This is a genomic window from Archangium sp. (assembly GCF_036389735.1).
Classification (GTDB): Bacteria; Myxococcota; Myxococcia; order Myxococcales; family Myxococcaceae; genus Archangium.
The window spans coordinates 1-22,598 of the sequence record NZ_DASVWK010000362.1; the positions used below are offsets into that span (position 1 = coordinate 1).

At 70.1% G+C, this 22,598-nt stretch carries 15 protein-coding genes; 14 read left to right on the forward strand and 1 reads right to left on the reverse strand.

Translation table 11 applies throughout. From position 1 onward, the window contains the following. The 11 genes from VF794_RS12605 to VF794_RS12655 all read left to right on the forward strand — a co-directional run. Positions 1 to 1,151 (forward strand): tetratricopeptide repeat protein (locus tag VF794_RS12605; protein WP_331110061.1); only part of this gene is annotated, 1,151 nt, incomplete at its 5' end. 237 nt (positions 1,152 to 1,388) lie between these two features. Further along, positions 1,389 to 2,363, forward strand: a complete 975-nt coding sequence (nadE, locus tag VF794_RS12610; protein WP_331110063.1) for an NAD(+) synthase — start codon at positions 1,389 to 1,391, stop codon at positions 2,361 to 2,363. A 3-nt stretch (positions 2,364 to 2,366) separates the two neighbouring features. Next, complete coding sequence (gene asnB, locus VF794_RS12615; protein ID WP_331110065.1) at positions 2,367 to 4,364, forward strand: asparagine synthase (glutamine-hydrolyzing); 1,998 nt, start codon at positions 2,367 to 2,369, stop codon at positions 4,362 to 4,364. A 2-nt stretch (positions 4,365 to 4,366) separates the two neighbouring features. Then, positions 4,367 to 5,929, forward strand: a complete 1,563-nt coding sequence (locus tag VF794_RS12620) for a class I adenylate-forming enzyme family protein (protein WP_331110067.1) — start codon at positions 4,367 to 4,369, stop codon at positions 5,927 to 5,929. Further along, on the forward strand, positions 5,926 to 6,216 hold the full coding sequence (locus VF794_RS12625; RefSeq protein WP_331110069.1) for an acyl carrier protein: 291 nt from the start codon (positions 5,926 to 5,928) through the stop codon (positions 6,214 to 6,216). Before VF794_RS12620 ends, VF794_RS12625 begins: the two co-directional genes overlap by 4 nt. Further along, the gene (locus VF794_RS12630; protein ID WP_331110071.1) at positions 6,213 to 6,725 is read left to right on the forward strand and encodes a DapH/DapD/GlmU-related protein; all 513 of its coding nucleotides are present in this window, start codon (positions 6,213 to 6,215) and stop codon (positions 6,723 to 6,725) included. The genes VF794_RS12625 and VF794_RS12630 overlap by 4 nt, the downstream gene beginning before the upstream one ends. Continuing rightward, positions 6,722 to 7,312 carry an acyltransferase gene (locus VF794_RS12635; RefSeq protein WP_331110073.1) on the forward strand — a complete coding sequence of 197 codons (591 nt, stop codon included), beginning with the start codon at positions 6,722 to 6,724 and terminating at the stop codon, positions 7,310 to 7,312. The genes VF794_RS12630 and VF794_RS12635 overlap by 4 nt, the downstream gene beginning before the upstream one ends. Positions 7,313 to 7,362: 50 nt before the next feature. Further along, complete coding sequence (locus VF794_RS12640; RefSeq protein ID WP_331110075.1) at positions 7,363 to 7,722, forward strand: VOC family protein; 360 nt, start codon at positions 7,363 to 7,365, stop codon at positions 7,720 to 7,722. A gap of 192 nt (positions 7,723 to 7,914) precedes the next feature. After that, a complete protein-coding gene (locus VF794_RS12645; protein ID WP_331110077.1) occupies positions 7,915 to 9,342 on the forward strand; it encodes a GDSL-type esterase/lipase family protein in 1,428 nt (475 codons plus the stop codon). Continuing rightward, positions 9,339 to 11,318, forward strand: a complete 1,980-nt coding sequence (locus VF794_RS12650; protein ID WP_331110079.1) for a serine hydrolase domain-containing protein — start codon at positions 9,339 to 9,341, stop codon at positions 11,316 to 11,318. Before VF794_RS12645 ends, VF794_RS12650 begins: the two co-directional genes overlap by 4 nt. Positions 11,319 to 11,480: 162 nt before the next feature. Beyond that, complete coding sequence (locus VF794_RS12655) at positions 11,481 to 11,855, forward strand: Flp family type IVb pilin (protein ID WP_331110081.1); 375 nt, start codon at positions 11,481 to 11,483, stop codon at positions 11,853 to 11,855. On the opposite strand, the gene VF794_RS12660 is transcribed toward VF794_RS12655, so the two are convergent. After that, positions 11,852 to 15,019, reverse strand: coding sequence for a protein kinase domain-containing protein (locus tag VF794_RS12660; RefSeq protein ID WP_331110083.1), 3,168 nt, complete (start codon positions 15,017 to 15,019; stop codon positions 11,852 to 11,854). The genes VF794_RS12655 and VF794_RS12660 overlap by 4 nt on opposite strands. 149 nt (positions 15,020 to 15,168) lie before the next feature. On the opposite strand from VF794_RS12660, the gene VF794_RS12665 reads away from it, so the two are divergent. From VF794_RS12665 to VF794_RS12675, 3 genes are all read left to right on the forward strand, one after another. Next, positions 15,169 to 16,359: an L-dopachrome tautomerase-related protein gene (locus tag VF794_RS12665; RefSeq protein ID WP_331110085.1), complete on the forward strand. Its 1,191-nt coding sequence runs from the start codon at positions 15,169 to 15,171 to the stop codon at positions 16,357 to 16,359. An 89-nt stretch (positions 16,360 to 16,448) separates the two neighbouring features. Then, positions 16,449 to 19,862: a hypothetical protein gene (locus VF794_RS12670; protein WP_331110087.1), complete on the forward strand. Its 3,414-nt coding sequence runs from the start codon at positions 16,449 to 16,451 to the stop codon at positions 19,860 to 19,862. 21 nt (positions 19,863 to 19,883) lie between these two features. Beyond that, the gene (locus tag VF794_RS12675) at positions 19,884 to 22,568 is read left to right on the forward strand and encodes a hypothetical protein (protein WP_331110088.1); all 2,685 of its coding nucleotides are present in this window, start codon (positions 19,884 to 19,886) and stop codon (positions 22,566 to 22,568) included. Positions 22,569 to 22,598: the final 30 nt, after the last annotated feature.

The following is a 22,598-nucleotide window of genomic DNA, read 5'->3' on the forward strand; positions in this document are numbered from 1 at the left end:
AGGTCGACCAGGCCCGAGCCCTCGCGGAAGCCAACCTCCGCAAGAACAAGGATGACCGCCCCTCGTTGCTGACCCTGGCGAAGCTGGCCGCCGTGGAAGGCGAGTGGCAGCGCGCCGAGGAGCTGGTGAAGCGCGCCACCCGTGGTGGCAAGGACAACGACGCGGATTCGCTGCTGGTGCAGGCCGCGCTGGCCTCCAGCCGCGAGCAGGTGGAGCTGGCGCGCTCGCTCTATGAGCAGGTCATCCGGACGGCCAGGCCCCCGCGGGCCGAGGCCTACTTCGGGCAGGGCTACCTGCTGGCCTCGCTGGAGGACTTCGCCGGAGCGCGCAAGGCCTTCGAGAAGGCGGTGGAGCTGGAGCCGGAGGTGGCGCCCTACCGCTTCCACCTGGCGCGCATGTGCTTCGCCCAGGAGGACCTGAAGGCGGCGCTGCCGCACCTGGAGAAGGCGCTGGAGCTCAATCCGCTCTACCCGCCGGTGTACGTGGTGTGGGCCACGGTGCTCCAGAACCTGGGGGAGCTGGAGACGGCCGAGGAGCTGCTGCGCAAGGGCCTGGAGCTGCTGCCCAACCACCCGGAGCTGCTCAACCTGCTGGGCAACGTGCTGGTGGCGCGCGGCAACATGGCGGACGCGTTCACCATCACGCAGGAGCTGGCCAAGCAGTTCCCGGAGGATCCGGCGGCCCAGGGCAACTACGCGCGCATGCTGATGGCGGCCGGGCACCGCGGGGAGGCGCTGGCGGTGTGCCAGGAGCTGGCCGAGCGGGGACTGGCGACGGTGCAGACGAAGTCCATCGAGGCGATGGTGCTGGAGAGCCAGGAGCCGCCGGACTTCGAGGGCGCCGCGGCGGCGTACCGGGCGGCGATGAATCTGGACCCGGAGGCGTGGGCGCCGGCCAACAACCTGGGCAACCTGCTGCTGTCGCGGCAGGATGGAAAGCCCGAGGAGAACGTGACGCAGGCCATCCAGGCGCTCGAGGAAGCCCGGCGCCGGGAGCCCTCGCGGGTGGAGCCGGTGCTGAACCTGGCCCTGGCCTACGCGCGGCAGGGAGACAAGGCCAAGAGCAAGGCGCTGGCGAGCGCGGTGGTGAAGCAGAACCCCGCGCCGGAGCTGCGCGAGCAGGCCGAGCGGCTCATCAAGGCGCTGGGCTGAAACCCTCGCACGACCGGCGGCTCGTACCGCGAGGCAGTCGAGCGGCCGGTTCGCGACGTTTCGCGGTTCAAGTGTCAGGCAGCCATCTCCTCATGGCTCCGCCTCGCGCTGAGCATTCCTCTCCCATGCTAACTCTGCGGTGAGACGCCAACCCTGGCATCCGTGCCAGGGCTTCTCTTCGTCTCGCGTATGGCATGGGGGGGTCCCAAAGCCATACGTCAGGGTTTGGGAGCCACCATGTTCTCCAGAGCTGTGCTGTCTATCGATCCCGAGGCGGTCGCCCGGGAAGCGGAGCAGTCCATCCGCGCTCAAGTGCTGGGCACCTTGAAGCGCCGGGGTGCCGTCATCGGCGTCTCTGGCGGGGTGGACAGCGCGGTGGTGGCCTTCCTCTGCGCGCGGGCGCTCGGTCCGCAGAAGGTGCTCTGCCTCCTCATGCCCGAGCGAGACTCCTCCTCAGACTCCCTGCGCCTCGGGCGACAGGTGGTCGAGGCCCTCGGCGTCGCGTCCGTCGTGGAGGACATCGGGCCCACCCTCACCGCCGCCGGCTGCTACACGCGCCAGGACGAGGCCATCCGCCGCCTCTTCCCAGACTTCGCCGAGGGCTGGCGCTGCAAGGTGTCGCTGCCCTCCCTCCTCGAGAGCGAGCGCCTCAACGTCTCGCGCCTCACCGTGGAGAGCCCCTCGGGCGAGGTGCGCTCGGCCCGCATGCCGCTCGACGTCTATCTCCAGCTCATCGCCGCCACCAACTTCAAGCAGCGCGTGCGCAAGATGATGGAGTACTACCACGCCGATCGGCTCCACTTCGCCGTGTCCGGCACTCCCAACCGGCTCGAGTACGACCAGGGCTTCTTCGTCAAACAGGGCGACGGCGCCGCGGACTTCAAGCCCATCGCCCACCTCTACAAGACGCAGGTCTACGCCCTCGCCGAATACCTCGGGGTCCCGGAGGAGATCCGCCGCCGCCCTCCCACCACCGACACCTTCTCCCTGCCCCAGACGCAGGAGGAGTTCTTCTTCGCGCTGCCCTACGAGTCCATGGACCTGTGCCTCTACGCGCACGACCACCAGGTCGCCCCGCGCGAGGTGGCCCCCACGTTGGGCCTCACCGAGGCCCAGACCGAGCGCGTCTTCAAGGACATCGAGGCCAAGCGCCGCACCACCCGCTACCTCCACCTGCCCGCGCTGAAGGTGCAGTCGTTCCAGGAGGTGTGACGCATGTGTGGCATCGCCGGTAGCGTTACCCTCCAGGACGGGCGTCCGCCCCCCTCGCGCGAGCTGCTCCTGAGGATGGCGGGGGCCCTGCGCCACCGCGGCCCCGACGAGCTCGGCATCTACCGCTCGCGTCGCGCGGGCCTCGCCCATGCCCGCCTCTCCATCATCGACCTCGCCTGCGGCCAGCAGCCCATGGCCAACGAGGACGGCACGCTCTGGGTCGTCTTCAACGGGGAGATCTTCAACTACGTGGAGCTGCGCGAGGAGCTGCTCGAACGCGGGCACCGCTTCCGCACGCGCAGCGATACCGAGGTCATCCTCCACGCCTTCGAGGAGTGGGGAGAGGGCGCCTTCGCTCGCTTCAACGGGCAGTTCGCCCTCGCCCTCTGGGACGAGAAGCAGGAGGCACTCACCCTGGCGCGAGACCGGCAGGGCGTGCTCCCGCTCTACCACTGCGAGCACGAGGGGCGCCTGGGCTTCGCCAGCGAGGTGAAGGCGCTCTTCGCCGGGGAGCCCTCCCTGCCGCGCGCGTTCGACCCGGTGGGCTTGGAGGAGACCTTCACCTTCTGGAGCGTGGTGCCTCCGCAGAGCGTCTTCCTGGGCATCTCGGAGCTGCGGCCCGGCCACGTGCGCACCTGGCTGCGCGACGGCACGACGCGCGAACGTCCCTTCTGGCAACCGCGCTACCCCGAGGACGGACAGGGCGGCTTCCAGGGCTCCCTCCGCGAGGCGACGGAGCGGGTGGGCGCCGCGCTCCAGAAGGCCACCCGCCTGCGCATGCTGCGCGCCGATGTCCCCGTGGGCAGCTACCTCTCCGGCGGGCTCGACAGCTCGCTCGTCGCCACGCTCGGACGCGAGGCCCTGGGGGAGCGGCTCCACACCTTCTCGCTGCGCTTCGCCGACGCCGAGTACGACGAGACGGAGTACCAGCGCCTCATGGCCACGCGGCTCGGCAGCGAGCACCGCGAGGTGGTGGTGACGCGGGAGGACATCGCCCGCGTCTTCCCCGAGGTCGTCACCCACGCCGAGCGGCCCCTGCTGCGCACCGCCCCCGCGCCCCTCTTCCTCCTCTCCCGGCTCGTACGCGAGGCCGGCATCAAGGTCGTCCTCACCGGCGAGGGCGCCGACGAGATGTTCGCGGGCTATGACCTCTTCCGCGAGGGGAAGATCCGCCGCTTCTGGGCGCGGCAGCCCGGCTCGAAGCTGCGGCCCCGGCTGCTCGAGCGGCTCTATCCCTACCTCTCGCGCTCGCCGGTGGCCCAGGGGGCCATGGCGCGGCAGTTCTTCGGCCGCCACCTCGCGGACTGGCGGCAGCCCGGCTTCGCGCATGAGACCCGCTGGCAGACGACCAGCGCCCTCAAGCGCCTCTTCTCCCCCGAGCAGCGGCAGGCCACCGAGGGGCTCGACGTCGTCGCCCGGCTGCTCGACACCCTCCCCACGGACTTCCCCCGCTGGACGCACCTCGCGCAGGACCAGTACCTCGAAATCCGCACGCTCCTTTCCGGCTACCTCCTCTCCTCCCAGGGGGACCGCATGCTGATGGCCCACTCGGTGGAGGGCCGCTTCCCCTTCCTGGACACCGAGGTGGTGGAACTCGCCAGTACGTTGCCCGCCCCCTACAAGCTGCGCGGCCTGGACGAGAAGCACATCCTCAAGCGCGCCGCCGAGAAGCTCCTCCCCTCCTCCATCCTGCGGCGCAAGAAGCAGCCCTACCGCGCTCCGGACGCCCTGTGCTTCGTGGGGGACAAGCCCCCCGAGTGGGTGGCGGAGGTGCTGAGCGAGTCCGCCCTGCGCGACGCCGGCGTCTTCGAGCCCGGTGCCGTCTCGCGCCTGTGGGCGAAGTGCCGGGCCCAGGCCCACGCACCGCAGTTCTCCAACACCGACAACATGGCCCTCGTCGGAGTCCTCTCCACCCAGCTCCTGCACCGACAGCTCCTCCGCGCCGCGCCCTCTTCCGCCCTCCGTACCCCCAAGACGCTCGTCGAGAGACTGGGAGCCTGAACATGGAAACGCTCACCCACGCCGTTCCGCAGCTCCACGACTACCTCCACCACTCCGCGCGCCGGTTGCCCGACAAGGTCGCGCTCGTCTGTCGCGGCCGGCGGCTCACCTACGCCGAGCTCGAGGCGCGCTCCAACGCGCTCGCGCACGCCCTCGTCCGGCGTGGCGTGCAACGCGGAGACCGGGTCCTCGTCTTCGCCGAGAACGGCGTGGAGGCCGTCATCTCCTTCTGGGGCGTCCTCAAGGCCAACGCCGTCGTCTCCGTGATTCACCCGCAGACGAAGGCGGACCGCCTCGCGTGGCTTCTCAATGATTGCCGCGCCACCGGCCTCATCACCGAGGCCCCCCTGGCCTCCATCGCCGCCGAGGCCGCCCGCCGCAGCCCCCACCTGCGCACCCTGCTGATGGCAGGGGCCCTCGACGCCGCGCCCCTCGATGGCCTGCCCGCCTCCTCCTGGGACGGGGCCATCGCCGCCGAGACTCCGGAGCAGCCGCCGCCGCGCCGCAACCTCGACATCGACCTGGCCGCCATCATCTACACCTCGGGCAGCACGGGAGACCCGAAGGGCGTGATGCTCTCCCACCGCAACATGCTCACCGCGGCCACCTCCATCACCGCCTACCTGCGCAACGTGGAGGACGACGTCATCCTCGGCGTGCTTCCCCTGTCCTTCGACTACGGGCTGTACCAGATGATCATGGCCTTCCGGATGGGGGCCCGGCTGGTGCTGGAGCGCTCCTTCACGTACCCGGCGCAGATCCTCGGCCTGATGGCGGAGGAAGGCGTCACGGGCTTTCCCGGAGTGCCCACGCTCTTCGCCATCCTCGGTGGGCTCAAGTCGCTCGAGGCCTACGACCTGTCGCGCATCCGCTACGTCACGAACACCGCGGCGGCGCTGCCCGTCAAACACATCCGCATGCTCCAGCGCCTCTTCCCCCAGGCCCGCATCTATTCCATGTACGGCCTCACCGAGTGCAAGCGGTGCACGTACCTGCCGCCGGAGGACCTCGACCGCAAGCCGGAGAGCGTGGGGATCGCCATCCCCGACACCGAGCTGTGGCTCGTCGACGACGAGGGCCGCCGGCTCGGACCGGGCGAGGTGGGCCAGCTCGTCATCCGTGGCGCCACGGTGATGCAGGGCTACTGGGAGAAGCCCGAGGAGACGGCGCGCAAGCTCCGGCCCGGGCCGCTGCCGGGCGAGCGGGTGCTCTACACGGGGGACTTCTGCCGGTTGGACGAGGAGGGCTACCTCTACTTCGTCGGCCGCATGGACGACATCATCAAGTCGCGCGGCGAGAAGGTGGCGCCCAAGGAGGTCGAGTGCACCCTCACCAACGTCCCGGGCGTGAAGGAGGCGGCGGTGATTGGCGTCCCGGATGACCTCCTCGGCCAGGCGCTCAAGGCCTACGTCGTCCTCGAGCCCGGTGCGACGCACACGGCGGCGGAGCTGCTGCGCGCGTGCCAGGCCCGGTTGGAGTCGTTCAAGGTTCCCAAACACCTCGTGCTCGTCCCGGCCCTGCCGAAGACGAGCACGGGGAAGATCAAGAAGACGGAGCTCGTATGATCGCCATCGCCCCTGGAGTCGTGCAGCAGGACGTAGCCGCGGCGGAGGTTCGTGCCGCCCTCCGGCGGTTCGTCATCCAGAACTTCTACATCGCCAACCCCGCCACCCTCTCGGACGAGGTGTCCCTGCTCGAGAGCGGCATCATCGACTCGACGGGAGTGCTCGAGCTGGTCGGCTTCCTCGAGCACGACCTCGGGCTCACCGTGGCGGACGCGGAGCTCGTCCCGGAGAACCTCGACACCCTGTCGCGGATCGCCGCCTTCGTGGACCGCAAGCGGAGGGGATGATGGGGACCTCCCTCGCTACCCGGTTCAAGCTCCGGCACTGCGCCGAGGTGGGCCCCGGCACCCTCGCCCAGGGGCGGATCTGCCTTCGCGGCGGAGGTCGCATCCGGCTCGGGGCGCGCGTGGTGCTCGACGGCCGGCGCACGCCCATCGAGCTGCACGTCGGCCCCGGTGCGGAGCTCGTCATCGACGACGACGTCCACATCGAGGGCGGCACGTCCATCGAGGCCCTCCAGTGGGTGCACATCGGCGCGCGCAGCCGCGTGGGAGGCTTCTGCAAGATCCTCGACAACCACTTCCACAAGATGCTGGGCAACCGGATGGAGCGCCCGGAGTCCATGCCCGTGGTGATGGAGGAGGAGGTGGTGCTGGGAGCCCGCAGCATCCTCCTGCCGGGAGCCCACCTCGGCCCGGGGACGGTCGTCCATTCGGGCACCGTCATCACTCGTCGCTTTCCGCCGGGAGTCGTGCTCTCCGGCGTGCCCGCCGCGGTCCGAAGGAGGAGCCCATGAACGCACTCGTCCCCACCCGAAATGAGTTCTCCCACCTGCTCCGCAACCTCTCCGCCGGCCCCACCGAGGCGCGCCGCATCCTGAACCGGGCCATGGGTGCCCTCCGGGCCCAGCGTGTCCTGCGCCGCTGCACGCTCGAGGGCCACGTCTACGTGGGCGGGAACCTGCACTGCGTCGCCGAGGGCAACGTCACCATCGGCGAGCGGGTCCACTTCTTCGACGGCATCCTGACGTCGGAGCTGCTCTGCCATCCCGGCGCCCACCTCTCCATCGGAGAGCGGTGCAAGTTCAACTACGGCTTCTCCATCGAGGCCCACCAGAGCGTCCGCATCGGCCGCCGCTGCATGATCGCCTCCATGGTGCGCATCTGCGATGGCCAACGGGGGCGCACGGCCCCGGTGGTGATCGGGGACGATGTCTGGATCGCCCATGGGGCCATCATCGAGCCCGGGGTGGAGATTGGAGAGGGCTCCGTCGTCTCCGCCGGGAGCGTGGTGACCACGTCGGTGCCGCCCGCCCACCTGGCGATCGGCAATCCCGCCCGCGTGCTACGCCTGGAGACGGTGGGAAGCGCCAATCCGGCCTGACTGGGGACGGAAACTGGGCACGGGCTCCGCCTTCTCTATTGTTGTCTCCCATGATCAAAGGCGTCCACGCGATGTTCTACTCGTCCGAGGCCGACGCGCTTCGCGACTTCATCAAGAACAAGCTCCAGCTTCCCTACTCGGATGTGGGCGAGGGCTGGCTCATCTTCGATCTTCCCGAAGGGGACGTCGGCTGCCACCCGACCGACTTCCCCGGCTCGCCCCCCTCGGGCACGCACAACGTCTCCTTCTACTGCGATGACCTCGAGAAGACCGTCGCCGAGCTGCGCGGTCGCGGCGTGAAGTTCGACGACGAGATCTCGGACCAGGGCTTCGGGTTCACCGTCAACTTCACGATGCCCGGCAACGTGCGGGTCCAGCTCTACCAGCCGAAGTACGCGAAGTCCCGGTAGGCCACGCCAGCGTTCCAGGGGCCCTCGCTTTTTTCGACCCGGGTGCCCTCCCGAGGGCCACGTCCCCTCACCCCGACCCTCTCCCGATGGGAGAGGGAGCAGGCGGGCGAGCGGCGTTCGCGTGACGTGTGGGTTTCTCCGTCGGCCGGTTCCTGTCTCGGGTGGAACCTTTCGTTTAGAGTCCCCCACCGCATGATCGATGCTTCTCGTGGTCGGCGGTGGGCGGTCCTCTTCCTCGTCCCGTTCTTCCTCGGCGCGCTCGCGTGGGCGCGGCCGGCACAGGCCTCCAAGCCCCCGCGGCTCGCCAAGGCCCCTTCCTCCGCCAGGACCGCTCCCGAGCCGGAGCCCGCCGTCCAGCGCGCGCTGCCTCCCCCCTCGCCTCGCGCCCGGAAGCTCCACCAGCTCGGCCAGAAGCTCGGCGCCCGGGAGGTCCTCCTGGAGGACCCCTGTGTCTCCCGGTCCGGTACGGCCTGCACCCGCACCGCCCTCTCTCCCTTCTTCGAGTCCCTCGACTCCCTCTCCGCCGGCAGGGCCTCCTCGCCCGCTGTCGTCTCCGCCTTCGGCAACTCGCTGATCGCCGGAGACCGCATCGTCGACATCGTCCGCGAGGAGCTCGCGGGCACCTTCGGGGACGGCGGCCGGGGCGTGCTCTTCGTGGATCGGCTCGCCCCCTATGGGCCCCGCACCCGCGCCGGTTTCGCCCGGGGCCAGTGGGAGCCTCGCACCCTGGGCGAGCTGAAGCTCGCCGAGCTGCCCTTCGGCGTCAGCGGCGTGTACCACGTGGCCACCTCCCCCCGGGCCAGCAGTCGCTTCGCCCTCACCGGCGAGTCGCGCGGCACCCTGTGGTGGCTCGACGCGCCGCGCGCCGGTCGGCTGTCCCTCCATGTCGACGGCAAGGAGCTCACCCGCACCGAGCCCCAGGGCAATGGTCAGGCCCACACCCTCGCCTTCGATCTCCCGGCGGGCGCTCGCACCCTGGAGGTCGTCGCCGAGGGACGCGGAGCCGTGGTGCTCGGGGTGGTGCTCCAGCACCAGCGTCCGGGCACCGTGCTCGACACCCTGGGCGTGCCCTCCGCGGATGCCAACCTCTTCCTGCGCGCCCGCGAGGACATCTTCCGCGCCCAGCTCGTCGAGCGCTCGCCGCGCCTGCTCCTCTTCATCCTCGGCGGCAACGAGGCCAAGCGACTCGAGTGGGGCCGCTCCAAGCTCGCCGAGGTCGAGGACGGGCTGCGCACCTTCGTGCGCCGCGCGCGCACCGCCGCCCCCGACAGCGCCTGTCTCATCATGGGCCCCATCGACGCCGTGCGCGGCGGCACCGGGCCCAACCGCCTCACCCAGCGGCCCTACCTCGACGAGGTCATCACCCTGGAGCGGCAGATCGCCCTTGCCGAGGGCTGCGCCTTCTTCGACGCCTACACAGCCATGGGCGGCAAGGGCTCGTTGGAGCGCTTCGACAAGGCCGGGATGATGCACGAGGATCTCGTCCACCCGAAGGGCCAGGGGTTGGACCTGCTCGGCCAGCTCCTCACCGACGCGATGCTGCGCGCGTGGGTGGAGTCCGGGCCCCAGCGGCGGGCCGCCCTCGGCTCGGCGCTCCAGGCCTCGGAGGGGACGCGGTGAGGGCACTCCTCGTCGCCCTCCTTCTCCTCCTCGGATTCACCGCGCCGGCGGCCTCCCGCCCCGCCAAGGCCCGCGCGAAGGCTCCCGCCGCCTCGCGGCTCAAGGAGCGGGCCTTCCCTCCCGACGTCCAGCGTGCACTGGATGCGCTGGTGCGGGCCGAGCTCGCCAAGGCGCCCCACGCGGGGCTCTCGGTGGGCGTGCTCCACGGGGGCATGCGCTGGGTGCGCGGCTACGGCTCGCGGGACATCGCCCACAAGTTGGCCGCCACGCCCCGGACGACGTACCGCATGGCGTCCATCACCAAGTCCTTCACCGCCGTGGCCGTGTTGCAGCTGGTGCACGAGGGCAAGCTGGACCTCGACGCGGACATCCGCACCCTGGTGCCCACGTACCCGGAGAAGCCCTGGCCCGTCACCGTGCGCCAGCTCCTCGGGCACCTGGGCGGCGTGCCCCACTACGACGGCCCCGAGGACGCGGAGAACACCCGCCACCTGGACACCGCGGGCGCCCTCGCCCTCTTCGCGGACAAGCCGCTCGTCGTCGAGCCCGGTACGAAGTTCGTCTACACCACCTGGGGCTACAACCTGCTCGGCGCCGCCGTCGAGACGGCCTCGGGCCAGTCCTACGGCGACTACCTCGAGGCCCACGTCTTCCGCCCCGCCGGCATGCGCACCGCCGCCCTGGACGACCACCGCACGCGCGACAAGCACCACGCCGTGGGCTACCGCCTGCGCCAGGGCCAGCTCGTCCCCTCGCACTTCCTCGACGTCTCCAGCCGCTTCGCCGGCGGCGGCACCCGCGCCTCGGTGGAGGATCTGCTCGCCTTCGGCCAGGCCCTCCTCCGGCACCAGCTCGTGCCCGCCGAGACCGCGCGGATGATGCAGTCCTCCATGAGCACCCGCGAGGGGAAGCTCACCGACTATGGCATGGGCTTCGCCACCTACCCGCTGCGCGGCCACTACGTGGTGGCGCATGCCGGAGGCCAGCCGGAGACGACGTCGCTGCTGGTGATGCTGCCCGCCGAGGACATCGTCATCGCGCTCGCCAGCAACCTGGAGGGCGAGGCGAAGCGGCAGCGGCGCGTATCCACCCGCATCCTCGAGACGCTGCTGGAGGACGGGCTCGTCCGCCGGGACGCGCACGCGGTGGAGCCCGTGGACGCCGTGCTGCACGAGGGCCTGTCCCGCCTCTTCACCTACGGGCTCTCCTACCACCTGTGGGCCACCCGGGGACCGGGCACGCCGCTGGAGCTGGGAGACCCCGCCGAGGCCTTCTCCCAGGTGTCCGCGCTGCTCGACCGCGCCACCCTCGTCCAGGAGCCCCAGGCCGCCCTGGAGCGCGTGCGCGCCGCCCACCATCCGAGCGCGGGCTCGCTCTTCATCCGCGTGGGCGCCCACATGGCCCGGACGCTGGAGAAGACGCGGGGGCCCGAGAAGCTGCGCGAGTACCCCGCGCGCGGTCCGCTCGCCTTCTTCACCGACTACCTCGCCGCCTGCGAGCAGGTGCCCTGCCCCACCCCCCTGCGCTTCAGCGAGGCCCTCCAGAAGGAGGTGCGGCACTTCGCGGAGGTCTGGGAGCGCTCGCAGGTGGCCGAGCTGCGGCGCGTGCGGCTGGATGAGGTGGCGGACCCCGAGGCCCTCTGGCCCGCGATGGAGCTGGCCACCGCGAACACCTCGCTGCATCCGGACTACGCGGAGGAGATGCTCCGGGTGGCCGCGCTGCTCGGCAAGCGGGGCAAGCGCGAGGGCCAACTGCGGTGGCTGGAGCGCGCCGTGGCCCTCCACCCGCGCTCGAACGAGGCCCGGCAGGCGCTCGCCAGGGTACTGCCCCCGGAGCAGCGGGTGCTGGCCATCCCCGCCCTCTCCTCGCCGAGCGCCTCCGAGGGGAGCCCCGTGCCCGACGACGCCGGCCGCCTCCCCGACTCCCGCCCGCCCGCGCGGAGCGAACCGGAGCCCGCCGCCCAGCAGGCGGAATGAGTCCCACCTGCGCCCACTTCTGAACGGCGGGTCCGCAACTTCACTACCTGTGTCAGGAGTTACTCGCTTTGGCCTTGATTTCCGGTTAACCTGTATTCCATGGCCCCCTCTCCCCGCCCGCTTCTCCGGCGCCGAACCGCTCGGCATCAGGCCGGTCAGAGCATGACCGAGTACGCCATCATCGTGTTCCTGATCGCCGTGGGCACCATCGGCGTGGTGGGGATCTTCGGCGACAACCTGCGCACCCTGTTCGGCGCGAGCTCGGATGCCCTCGCCGGTGAGAGCAGCGTCGAGACGGGCGCCAAGAAGACGCCCGCGCGTCTGGCGAAGTGGAGCCTGCGGGGCCGGGACGGGGACGGGTCAGGCGGCGGCCAGGGTCAGGGCCTGGGCTCGGGCGGCACGTCCAACTCCCCTGCCCCGGACGGCAGTGGCGGTGGCGGTGGAGGCCTCGGTGGAGGCCTCGGTGGAGGCCTCGGCGGCGGCCCGGGAGGCGCCTCGAACTCGGCCAATCCGGGTGACCCCGGAGGCATCAACTAGCCGTCCGTTCCGGCAGCCCGCTCCACCACGAAGGCGAGCTGCCCCGGCTCGGACCCGACGGTGCGGACGAAGTCGAACCGCTGGCCGCACACCTCCTGCGTGTCCGCTGTGACGAGCACCCCATCGCGCGGCGCCCGCTGCGCCAGTTGTTGCGCCTGCTCCAGCGGTGAGCCCAGCACCGCGTACTCCAGCCGGCCCCCCTTCAACCCCACGTTGCCCACCAGGGCCTCGCCGGTGGCCACGCCCACGCGCACCTCCAGTTGAATATCGGAGTCGCTCCGCGCCGCCAGTCGTGCCCGCAGCGCGAGCGCCGTCTCCACCGCTCGGGGCGCATGATCCGCCAGCCCTCGCGGATCCCCGAACACGGCCAGCAGGCCATTGCCCCGCAGCGAGTCCACCCGCCCCTTGCGCGCGAGCACCTCCTCGGCCATCACCCCGAAGACCTCGCGCAGCTCGCGCACCACCTCCTCGGGAGGCAGCCGCTCCAGGGCGCCCGCGGCCCCCTGCACCCACGCGAACAGCACCGACACGTGCTTGCGCGAGCCCTCCAGCGGCAGCGCGCTCTCCGAGGCCGCCAGCAGCCGGCCCAGCTCGTCGTCGTCCACGTAGCCGTCGAAGGCCCCCCGCACCCGCGAGCGGTCACGCTCCTCGGCGGACAGGCGCCCCGCCAGCACCAGGCCGAAGGCCAGCACCGAGGCCGCCATGGGCGCCAGCGGCCCCACCACCAGGCCCCTCTGCGCCAGCAGCAGGCCCCCGCCCAACACCCCCAGCAGCACCACCAGCACCGAGGCGAACGTCAGCGCCGGGCGCAGCACCAGGGCCGCCGCCGTCAGCAGAGCGCCGCAGAGGGCGATGAACAGCAGTTGCACCGGCAGCGGCACCTCGCGCACCGGCTTCCCCTCCAGCAGGTCACTCAGCACCGAGGCGTGCAGCAGCACCAGCGGCAGCGTCATGCCGTTGGCGAAGGGCCCCAGGTCCCGGATGCTCTCCGCCGTCTGCCCCACCAGCACGTACTTGCCCTTGAGGTGCTCGGCCAGCTCGGGCGGGAAGGTGGAGGTGCCGGACGCCTCCAGCTCCGCGTACAGCGCCCCATAGGAGAGGACGTCCGTGGCCTCGGGCAGCCGGAAGCTGGCGAGGGTGATGCCCTCGTCGTCCATGGGGACGAACAGCTCGCCCAGCCGCACGCCTCCCGACTCCTGGCGGATGCCGACGATGGGCAGCCCCAGGCCGCGCATGAAGAGGGACAGCGCGAAGGTGGGCAGCCGCCGCCCGGCCGTCTCCGTCAGCAGGTACGCCCCGCGCACGTTGCCCGAGGCCGAGCGGGCGAGCTCCACCTGGGCCACCACCGAGCCGTGCATCAACTGCTCGCGGGGCACGAGGACGCGCGGACAGGGGGACACGGACGTGGGGCCGGGTGGCAGGGAGGATGGCTCGAGCTGGGCGGGCAGCTTCGCCACGTCCACCTCCGGATCCGTCGTGCAGGGCACCGCCAGCACCACCCGGCCCGAGTCGGTGATGGCCTTGCCCAGGGCCGCGTCCGCCTCGGGGCCATCGCGTGCCGGCAGGTAGAGGAACGAGTCGATGCCCACCGCCCTCACGCCGGCCCGGGTGAGCGCCTCCACCATCCTCGCCTGGACGTGGCGAGGCTGGGGCCAGCCCACCTTGTTGATGGTGGGCTGGTCGATGGCGAGCAGCACCACGTCCGGGTTCCACGGGCGCGGGCGCGCCGTCAGCAGCAGCCCCTGCGCGCGCTCCTCGAAGCCACGCCAGGCCCCCGTGGGCGCCAGGACCATGACGAGCGCGGTGGCCAGCGCGCCCAGCAGCACGCCGCGCCGCACCCGCCGCCGTGCCCGGGTCCGCCCCTGCTCCTCCTCGTGCTCGGGGTCCCTCGCGAGTGCCTGGAGCAGCGCCTCCATGCTGGGGAAGCGATCCTCGGGCGCGGGGTTCAGGCCGCGAAGCACCACCTCGCGCAGCCAGTCCGGCACGCGCGTGCGGGTGCGCGGCGGCTGGTACTTGCGCTCCTGGATGGCTCGCATCAGCTCCTCGATGGCCTTGCCCGCGAAGGGCCGCCGGCCGTGGAGCGCCTCGTAGAGCGCCACGCAGAAGCTGAACTGGTCGCTGCGCCCGTCGATGGGCTTGAGCAGCATCTGCTCGGGAGACATGTACCCGGGCGTGCCCAGCACCAGCCCCGCCTGGGTGATCGCCTCCCCGAGCAACCCCTCCGGGGCGGAGGCGACCTCGGGCGCGGGGGACTCGGCCGAGCCATCCGCCGAGCGCGCCAGCCCGAAGTCCGACACCTGTACCGAGCCATCCGTGCCGATGAGGACGTTGCCCGGCTTGAAGTCGCGGTGGATGAGGCCCGCGGCATGCGCGGCGGCCAGGCCGGCACCCGCCTCGCGGAACAGCTCGACGGTCTGGCGGACGGAGCGCGGAGACTTCATCCACTCGCGCAGCGTGGAGCCCTCCACGTACTCCATGGCCACGAAGAGCTGGTCGTCCAGGTTGACGATGTCGTGGACGGCCACCACGTTGGGGTGCGAGACGCGCGCCATGGCCTGCGCCTCGCGCAGGAAACGGGCCTTGTGCTCCGGGTGCGAGGACATCGACGCGTGCAGCAGCTTGATGGCCACGCGGCGGTTCAGCTCGGGGTCATGCGCGAGGTAGACGGCGCCCATGCCGCCCTCGCCCAGCACACGCTCGATGACGTAGCGGCCCACGCGGCTGCCGGGCTCGAAGCCCTTGAGAGTTGGGCGGGGCTCTCGGCGGGATGGGGCCGCCGGGCCGCTCGGACGGGTGACTTCCTCGGGCGAGGAGCCTCCCCCCGCCGGGCGCACCGGGATGCGCCGCACGTGGTTGAGCGAGGAGCCCGGAGACGAACCGGCCGAGACCGACTGCGGCACGGACGCCGAGGAGGCCGAGCGGGGCACCGCGGCCGAGGAAGCCGAGCGGGGCACGGACGCCGACGAGGCCGCGCGCGGAGCCGCCACCGGGACGGGAGGAAGCACCCGGGCGAGCACGGCCTGACAGCGCGGGCACGTGGGGAGGTGCGCCTCCAGGCGTTGCCGCCGCTCGGGCGGGAGCTGCCCCTGAATGAAGAGGGCGACCTCGTGCGGCTTCAGGCACGCCGGGGAGACAGGTTCCGGAGGAGGGGGCGGGGGAGGCATCGCGAGCCCCCATCATTTCACAGCCCCCTGGGGCCCCGCCCGGCCTTGACCTTTCATGAACAAGACACGCACGCGGAGTGCGGAAGTTCGCCGCGAGGAAACCGGGCGCGCGCAAGATGTGCCCTCCCCTTCCTCGGAGGTCGCGAACCATGTCGAATCGGTCCTTCTTGCCCCAGGTACTGCCGCTCCTGGGTCTCCTCGCCACCGGCTGCGCCACGGGAGGCAGGACTTCCGTGCAGGGCGTCCAGACGGCGCCCCTGCGGGAGGGCTTGCCCGCGCTGGAGAAGCGCCCGTCCGGCCTGGAGGTGGTGGCTCGCTTCGAGAAGACCCCTCCGGGCAACCCCGCCGTGACGCCCGAGGGACGCATCTTCCTGAGTCAGCACCCCTTCGGTGGTCCTCAGTACGCGGTGGTGGAGCTGTTGCCGGACGGCACCACGCGCCCCTACCCCACCGAGCAGTGGGCTCGCGCGCCCGGGCCGGACGGAGTGGGGCTCCAGACGGTGATTGGCGTCGAGTCGGACAAGAACGGGGTGCTGTGGATTCTGGACAACGGCAAGGGCGGCGGCGCGGGCGCGAAGCTGGTGGCATGGGACACGCGCGGCGAGAAGCTCGTGAAGACCTATCCCCTGCCCCCGCCGGCCGCGGCGCCCAACTCCTTCATCCAGGACCTGGTGGTGGATCCAGACCGGGGCGTGGCCATCCTCGCGGACATGGGCCGGGGTGACCTGGTGGGCGAGAACATGCCCGCGCTCGTGGTGGTGGACCTGAAGACGGGCGAGGGCCGGCGCGTGCTCCAGGGCCAGCAGCCCGTCCAGCCCGAGGACGTGTCCATGGTGGTGGAGAACCGGCGAATCACCGTGGCGGACAAGCAGGGCAAGCAGGTGGAGCCGCGCCTGGGGCTCAACCCCATCGCGCTCGACCCGAAGGGCGAGTGGCTCTACTTCGGCTCGATGAACGGCCGCACGGTGTGGCGCGTGAAGATGGACGAGGTGCTGGACCCGAAGCTGTCGGCGGAGGAGCTGGGCAAGCGGGTGAAGGCATACGGGCAGAAGGCGGTGAGCGATGGCATCTCCGTGGACTCGGAGGGGAACGTGTATGTGACGGACCTCGGAGCCAACGCCATCGGCGTGACGAAGCCGGATGGGAGCTACGGCGTGCACGTGCGGGACGAGTTGCTGAACTGGCCGGACGGACTGAGCTATGGACCGGACGGCTACTTCTACGTGACGGTGAACCAGTTGCACCGGCACGCGGCGCTCAACCAGGGGGCCAGCACCGTGCAGCCGCCGTTCCTGTTGGTGCGCTTCAAGCCGCTGGCCCCGAGCACCGTGGGCCGCTGAGCCGTGGGCCACTAATACCGGGCACTCTTCTGGCGGCAACGCTTAGGTAAAGGCAGAGTCGCCCGGACATCCCGGGAGGTAGGAACGTAATGGACCCGAGCAGAGAGGTCATCGAACCACGGCCCGAAGCCATGCCCTTGGAGTTCGATGCACTGACCGAGGAACAGCGCAGTGCGGGGAAGAACGCCACGCGCCTGCTGCGGGGCATGACCCAACAGTCCTGGAAGCCCGCGCCCCGGCAATCCCCCGCGCATTCGTATCTGCCTGTCATCTACAAGGAAGCCCACCACAACCGGGTCATCCTCCTGGATGGAGAGCGAGGCTCGGGCAAATCCGCGCTGCTGGTCACGCTCCTGGACGCATACGGCAGAGCGCTGACCGAGCAGCGACTTCCTCCGAAATACGACGCCTGGATCACTCCGGCGGACCGCATCATCCCGGTGGGGCTGATCGACCTGCAACCACTCCCCGCATCGACCCACCTGCTCTTCCACCTCGTGGCCAGCCTGGAGCGGGTGGTGGAGGCGATGGAAACACGCCGCGAGCATTCCAAGCAGGCCACGGCCGCTTGGCATCCTGAAGAAGGGAATGAGTCCAGGTCCCGCCAGACCTGGAGGCGTTTCGCGCGAGTCGCCGCCTCTGGCTGGGAGGACAACCTGGAAGCGCGCAAGGGGAAGTTGGACCCCGAGGCCTTCGCGGTAGAGGTCGAGCAGGGAGAGCTTCAGCGGCTGGACGTCACGCAGACCTTCCGCGAGTTCATGGACGCGCTGGTCGACGACTACCAAGCCTGGAGCCACTGGCAGTCCGACCCACCGCCCCTGTTCCTGCTGGCCATCGACGATGCCGACATGAACCCGGAGCTCTCGGTGCATCTGCTGGAGCTGGTGCGCAAGCTCCGGCACCCGCGGCTGGCCTTCCTGCTCACCGGGGATACCGACCTGTTTATCAAGCGCCTCACGGCCCCGCCTCCGCCTTCCCAGCCCTCGCGTCCGGGCTTCATCCCCATTCGCCCACCGGCGGAATTGGACGTCCAGCAGCGGCAGCAATTGGGCATGGACCTCTACGCAAAGGCCATTCCGCTGAAGCACCGCTGCCGCTTGAAGGAGCTTGAGCCCAACCAGCGACTGGTCAAGGGTCCTGAAATCGCTCGCATCCTCGAACGGATCCGGGTGCCGACACAGCAACTTCCTCCTGGTCGGCCAAGCGGAAGCCTGTTGGATTATTTCGGTAGGGATTCGCAGATCCTGGAAGCACTGCCCGGACGGCTGCGCGCACTCGGAGAACTGGCGGATTCGCTGCGGCCCCTCACGACTGAAGCCGAGGCAGCGAATGCCAAGAACGCGAGCAGCCAGACGGTGGAGCGCATCTGGCAGTTCGCCTTGCGAACAGAGCCCGGCGCGTCGCGCCTGGAATCCATGGTGCGGGTGGATGCCACGACGGGCCGGCTACGGATCGAGGATGGCTTCGTCGTCGACTGGGAGGTCGAGGCGCGCGCCGCCATGGAGACCGGCCATGCCCACCTGAGCTTCGAGCTTCCCCTCCGAGCCGTGGTTTTCCGCAACCAGGCGCGCGACAGCGAACTCGGAGCCCAGCCAACCGCGGCCCTGCTCCTGGCCGCCAGTGTCATCGCGGACAGCGGGACAAGCCTCGGGAGAACACCGCTCGCCCCGGGTAGCATGGCGAGGTCATTGCTCGCACACGCCACCCTGAGAAGTTTCGTCGTCGGGCCTCGCACCTACGTCTGGCCCCTCCCGGACTGGGATTCGTTCCTGGATATCGACTTGTTGCGGACGGACTGGAAGCTCGCGCTCGTCCTCCTGGAGTCCCCGTCCCCGGATGTACATTTCGCGGAGCGCATGGCGAAGGCATTCCTCCGCACCGTCCTGAATGTGGGGCTCGGAGCGCCGGTGGATGCCGGAAAGCCCGACCAGGAAGATTCGCTCTCCTGGACCGCGCTCGCGACCAGACTCAAGCTCGCCGCGACGCTGAAGAAGGGGGAGCAGCACTCGGCGCGGAGGCGCGCGCTGGCGCAATGGGCACACGACCGCGCGGGCCTGCTGGCCGCGCCGGAATCCGGCCTTCCCGCCAGCGTGGCGAATGCCCTGCTCCAGGCACTGCGGGCCACGTTCAAGGACACGTCCTGGCAACGCGTCCGGCGGGCCCTTCTCGACGCGCGCCGGGAACGCCTCGCGTGGAGTTTCCAGGCGGAGCGACGCCAAGCCGCCGATGCCGGGACGTTGGACAACATCATCCACGCCCTCGACCAACAATTCCTGACCCACCAATTCCGGCATTCGGTCGAGCACGTGAAAGGTGACACCTCCGAGCAGGAGCGGGTCTTCTCCCACCTGCAGACCGTCCTCCAGAACATCCACCTGCCGTTCCTGGACAGCCGCATTGGTCCCCGGAGCCCCGGCAACACTCTGGCGACCTACCTCACCCCACTCCGCTTGACGTGGTTGAGGAAGGCTCCCACGCCCATGCTGCAGCACATCCGGAATGAACTGGACTCGTTCCAGCAAATCAGTGACGCGGGCACGCTCGCCCTGACGAGGTTCTGGAAAGCCGCGCATGAGGAGGCTGGCGCGTCGGATGTCGCGAATGCGCTCCAATCCACCCCTGACGGACTGACGATTGCCGAACCCTATCGGAGGCTCTTGGACCAGAAGACCGCGCAGAAGACCGCTACCGGGACACCGAGCTTGGTCTTCGTCCCCAGGGAGGACCTCGCCCTCAGCCTCCACAGCCCGAGGGGCACCTTGTCCCCCTTCATCGACTCCAAGTCCGCCAGTAAGGCAGCCAATCGGGTGTTGGATGTCGTGATCCGCATGGCCTATGACCATGAGAAGGATTGGAGTCGTCTCCTTGGCGACTCCACGGTTCCCGTGGGTTGGAAGGGCGTGGAACTCCGATTCCAGGGATCAGAACCGTTCCATCCCTGGCCCGTTCCCCGCTGGCCGACACTCTTCGAATGGGAGTCTCTGGAGCAGAGTTGGGTGGACGCGCTGAAGCTCGCGAAAGAGGCCATTGCGGCGAATGACCCCCTTCCGGACATCCGCATCGTCGATGCGCTCGCCTTCTGGATGCTTTCGGTCTGCCAGGACATGCAGAGGCGTCGCCCCTCCCTCCTGGAACTGAAGCTGAACCCCTCGGCAGACGATTGGTTCACTCTCATCGTCCCGCAGAACAAGGAGTTTCGTGGATTGCTCTACGAGGGCTGGAGGCTCCGTCTCCCGCTGATGGCCGCTCCAGAGTCCGGCCTGTCCCAGAACGCGGCTGCCACCATCCTCAACGGCGTTTTCCGTGAGGGAATCCGCCCAGCAATACAAAACGATTTCTCCAGGAGTGCCCACACACTTCGCCACACCCGCATGATTGATGCGGGGATTCCCACCGAGCACGTGGACTCGCTCCTCTCCAGGATTGATCGGGCTAATCCTGACCACCCCTGGGTCAAGAAGTTCGGAGTCTGGAAGAGCACTGAAGGCACTTCGTCCCCCTGATCTGCGGCCCCGGAGGTTTCCATGTCCAGGGAGGTCCCCCACCTACGTCTGCTCGCCGAGGCCGAGGCCTGGCCCCTGTGCTCGGACACGGCCCTGCACCTGAGGGCGACCCGCTTGGGACGAACAGCCGTCGGCGTCCTGGATGCTCCGACGGCCGCTCTCGCGGAGGGGCTCGAAGCCCACCTGCGCCTGCGCTCCGGTGGTCAGTCCCTGAGCAACCTCACGGCGCTGCGCGACCGGGCCTGGTTCGGACGTGGGCCGGGGGGGCCCGGAGGCGTAGCGCTCGCGGACTACACCGTCGAGCTCGCGGAGAACTACCTGGCTCGCGCGGGTAACCAGGTGACGCTCCGCGCGGGCGGGGACGCTTCGGACACCGACCTCGCGGACCGTGCCGCCCACTGGCGGTGGCTGTCGCTGCGCCTGCCCGCCGACCTCCTCGTCGCGGCCATGCACGCGCCGCACGGCACTCCCCCTCCCTCGGATGGAGTCGGCCTCGCCACCGCCCACCTGGAGCGTATCCTCCAGCGGCCCGTCGCCGAGACCCACCTGCACGTCGGCGCCGCCTTCGGCTTTCCCCTCCTCTGGACCACCTGGATGAGCTGGCTGTGCCGGGAGGGTCCGGATCTCCAGCGCCTGCAGGTGGACGCCACTAGCCCCTTTGGAAACGGTGAGGGCTTGCGCAGCAGGTTGCTCGCGGCAGCCGTCGGGCGTGTCCTGCTCGCCTCCTTCCTCTGGCGCCGCGAGCGACGATCCGCTCCAGGTGACTTCGAGAGCTTCGAGGCCCACGAGCTGCTGCGCATCTGCGAGCGGCTGCACTGGCCCACCGGTGCGCTGGACTGCCGGCGGCTCTGCTCGCAGGTGATGGCCTTCATCCGAGGCACGGTCGCGACGTTGGCCTACGCCCGTACCCAGCGGCTCTACACGATCCTGACTGCCAGCGCCTCACGGTCGGCGCCGAAGACCCTCGATGCGCTGCGGGAAGACGATCCCCTTTCTCCCTGGCTTCGCCCCTCCCCAGAGGGAGCTTGCTCCGAGACGCTGTTCACCACTCGTGCGCTGCACTACCTGCTGCACGATGGCCGGGGGGATACACGCTTCGCCGAGCTGTTCTGGCAGTACGAGCGGGTCCGGTGTCTCGTCCATGCACACCTCGTTCAGGAGCCAGGCACGTCCGGGCTGGATTGGTTCGGCCGCCACTATCGACGGCTGTCTCCCCTTCGGGGTCCGCTGGAAGCGCTTCGCTTCGACGCGGCGGTGCGGCACCAATCACGAGGTCTCCAGCTCGGGGCCCTGGAAATGCGGACCACCCCCATGTCGGCCTGGACGGAGATCCGCGACGAGGTCCGCCGGCTCGCCCGCACCGGCACCTCGCTCCCCCTGCGGCCCTCCGGTCCCCTGGCGCCGGAGCTGGGGCTCCTCTTCCACTTCATCAAGGAGCGCGAGCACCGGTTGGGTGGACGCCAGCGTCTCCATGCCGACCCGGGTGGAGACCCCGCGGGCTTCCGCTACGGCGTGTGGTACCGCGCTCGCCGCCGAGAAGCCCTCGCCTTACAGACAGCCCTCGCGCACCACCCCGAGTTGCTCCTGCTCCTCCGAGGACTGGATGTCGCCAGCACCGAGCTGGCCGTCCCGACATGGGCCACGGCTCCCCTACTGACGGAGCTCCGCGAGACATCGGTCACTGTCTCCGCCCTCCTCAACCGACGGCAGCCCTCCTGGGGAGTTCCACCCCTCCAGGTGACCTGCCATGCCGGTGAGGATTTCTCGAGGCTCGTGGAGGGATTGCGTCGCATCCATGAGCTCCACACGACGGGGGCCCTGCGCAACGGGGACCGGCTCGGTCATGGCCTGGCGCTCGGGGTGGACCCGCATCGGTGGGCTGAGTCGGCGAGCACCGTCATCCAATCCGCCGAGGATCGACTGGACGATCTCCTCTGGGAATTGGAGCGTTACGGAAGAGGAGATGTGGGCGCATCACCGCGCCGACTCGAGCGCGTGCGTTCCGAGGCAGTGGGATTGGCACGCCAGATCTACAGCCCGGATCCCGTGGACCTTGACACCCTGCTCGAAGCCCGGCGTCTCCGGCACCGCCCCGCCACCCTGCGACGGCTGGGTTTTCCCGACCGTCGACGTCCGCCGCCTCCGCCGATGAGCCCAGAATGGCTCGTCCTGCGCCACCTCACGGACGTGGGGGTGTTCCGCCGAGGGCAGGCGTTGGTGGAAGTACACGCCGATGCAGGAGAGGCCACGTTCCTCGAAGAGGTCCAGCACTGGCTCTGTGCCCTGCTGGCCCGGCTCGAGGTGACCGTGGAGTCGAACCCTTCGAGCAATCTGTTGATCGGCGACCTGCTCGGGATGGAGGAACATCCCATCCTCAGTCTGACGGGCCGTCGGCTCCGGACGATGAAGAGCACCGGTAGGAGGAGCCTCGCCCCTCGAAAGGCACGGCCCCAGATGCTGGTGTCCATCAACTCCGACGACCCCATCACCTTCGCCACCTCCCTGGCGGACGAGTACGCCTACCTCTATGTCGCGCTCCTCCGTCGGCATGTTCCTTCCGCCGAGGCGCTGGAGTGGCTCGAGTCGCTGCGAGAGAACGGGATGCGCTCGCGCTTCACGCGGTTCGCCAGCACGAATCCCGACAATCTCAGGAGCCTGCTGTCCCCCGACCGCAAACGCCGTGGCCGTGGTCCAGCCTCCACTTGAGCCCCACCCCGCACCGTTCACCCCCGGGCA

What these genes read in the sequence shown, in the direction of transcription:
- nadE (WP_331110063.1), top strand. Translation starts at nt 1,389, where the DNA reads ATGTTCTCCAGAGCTGTGCTGTCTATCGATCCCGAGGCGGTCGCCCGG.
- asnB (WP_331110065.1), top strand. Translation starts at nt 2,367, where the DNA reads ATGTGTGGCATCGCCGGTAGCGTTACCCTCCAGGACGGGCGTCCGCCC.
- VF794_RS12620 (WP_331110067.1), top strand. Translation starts at nt 4,367, where the DNA reads ATGGAAACGCTCACCCACGCCGTTCCGCAGCTCCACGACTACCTCCAC.
- VF794_RS12625 (WP_331110069.1), top strand. Translation starts at nt 5,926, where the DNA reads ATGATCGCCATCGCCCCTGGAGTCGTGCAGCAGGACGTAGCCGCGGCG.
- VF794_RS12630 (WP_331110071.1), top strand. Translation starts at nt 6,213, where the DNA reads ATGATGGGGACCTCCCTCGCTACCCGGTTCAAGCTCCGGCACTGCGCC.
- VF794_RS12635 (WP_331110073.1), top strand. Translation starts at nt 6,722, where the DNA reads ATGAACGCACTCGTCCCCACCCGAAATGAGTTCTCCCACCTGCTCCGC.
- VF794_RS12640 (WP_331110075.1), top strand. Translation starts at nt 7,363, where the DNA reads ATGATCAAAGGCGTCCACGCGATGTTCTACTCGTCCGAGGCCGACGCG.
- VF794_RS12645 (WP_331110077.1), top strand. Translation starts at nt 7,915, where the DNA reads ATGATCGATGCTTCTCGTGGTCGGCGGTGGGCGGTCCTCTTCCTCGTC.
- VF794_RS12655 (WP_331110081.1), top strand. Translation starts at nt 11,481, where the DNA reads ATGACCGAGTACGCCATCATCGTGTTCCTGATCGCCGTGGGCACCATC.
- VF794_RS12660 (WP_331110083.1), bottom strand. Translation starts at nt 15,019, where the DNA reads ATGCCTCCCCCGCCCCCTCCTCCGGAACCTGTCTCCCCGGCGTGCCTG.
- VF794_RS12665 (WP_331110085.1), top strand. Translation starts at nt 15,169, where the DNA reads ATGTCGAATCGGTCCTTCTTGCCCCAGGTACTGCCGCTCCTGGGTCTC.
- VF794_RS12670 (WP_331110087.1), top strand. Translation starts at nt 16,449, where the DNA reads ATGGACCCGAGCAGAGAGGTCATCGAACCACGGCCCGAAGCCATGCCC.
- VF794_RS12675 (WP_331110088.1), top strand. Translation starts at nt 19,884, where the DNA reads ATGTCCAGGGAGGTCCCCCACCTACGTCTGCTCGCCGAGGCCGAGGCC.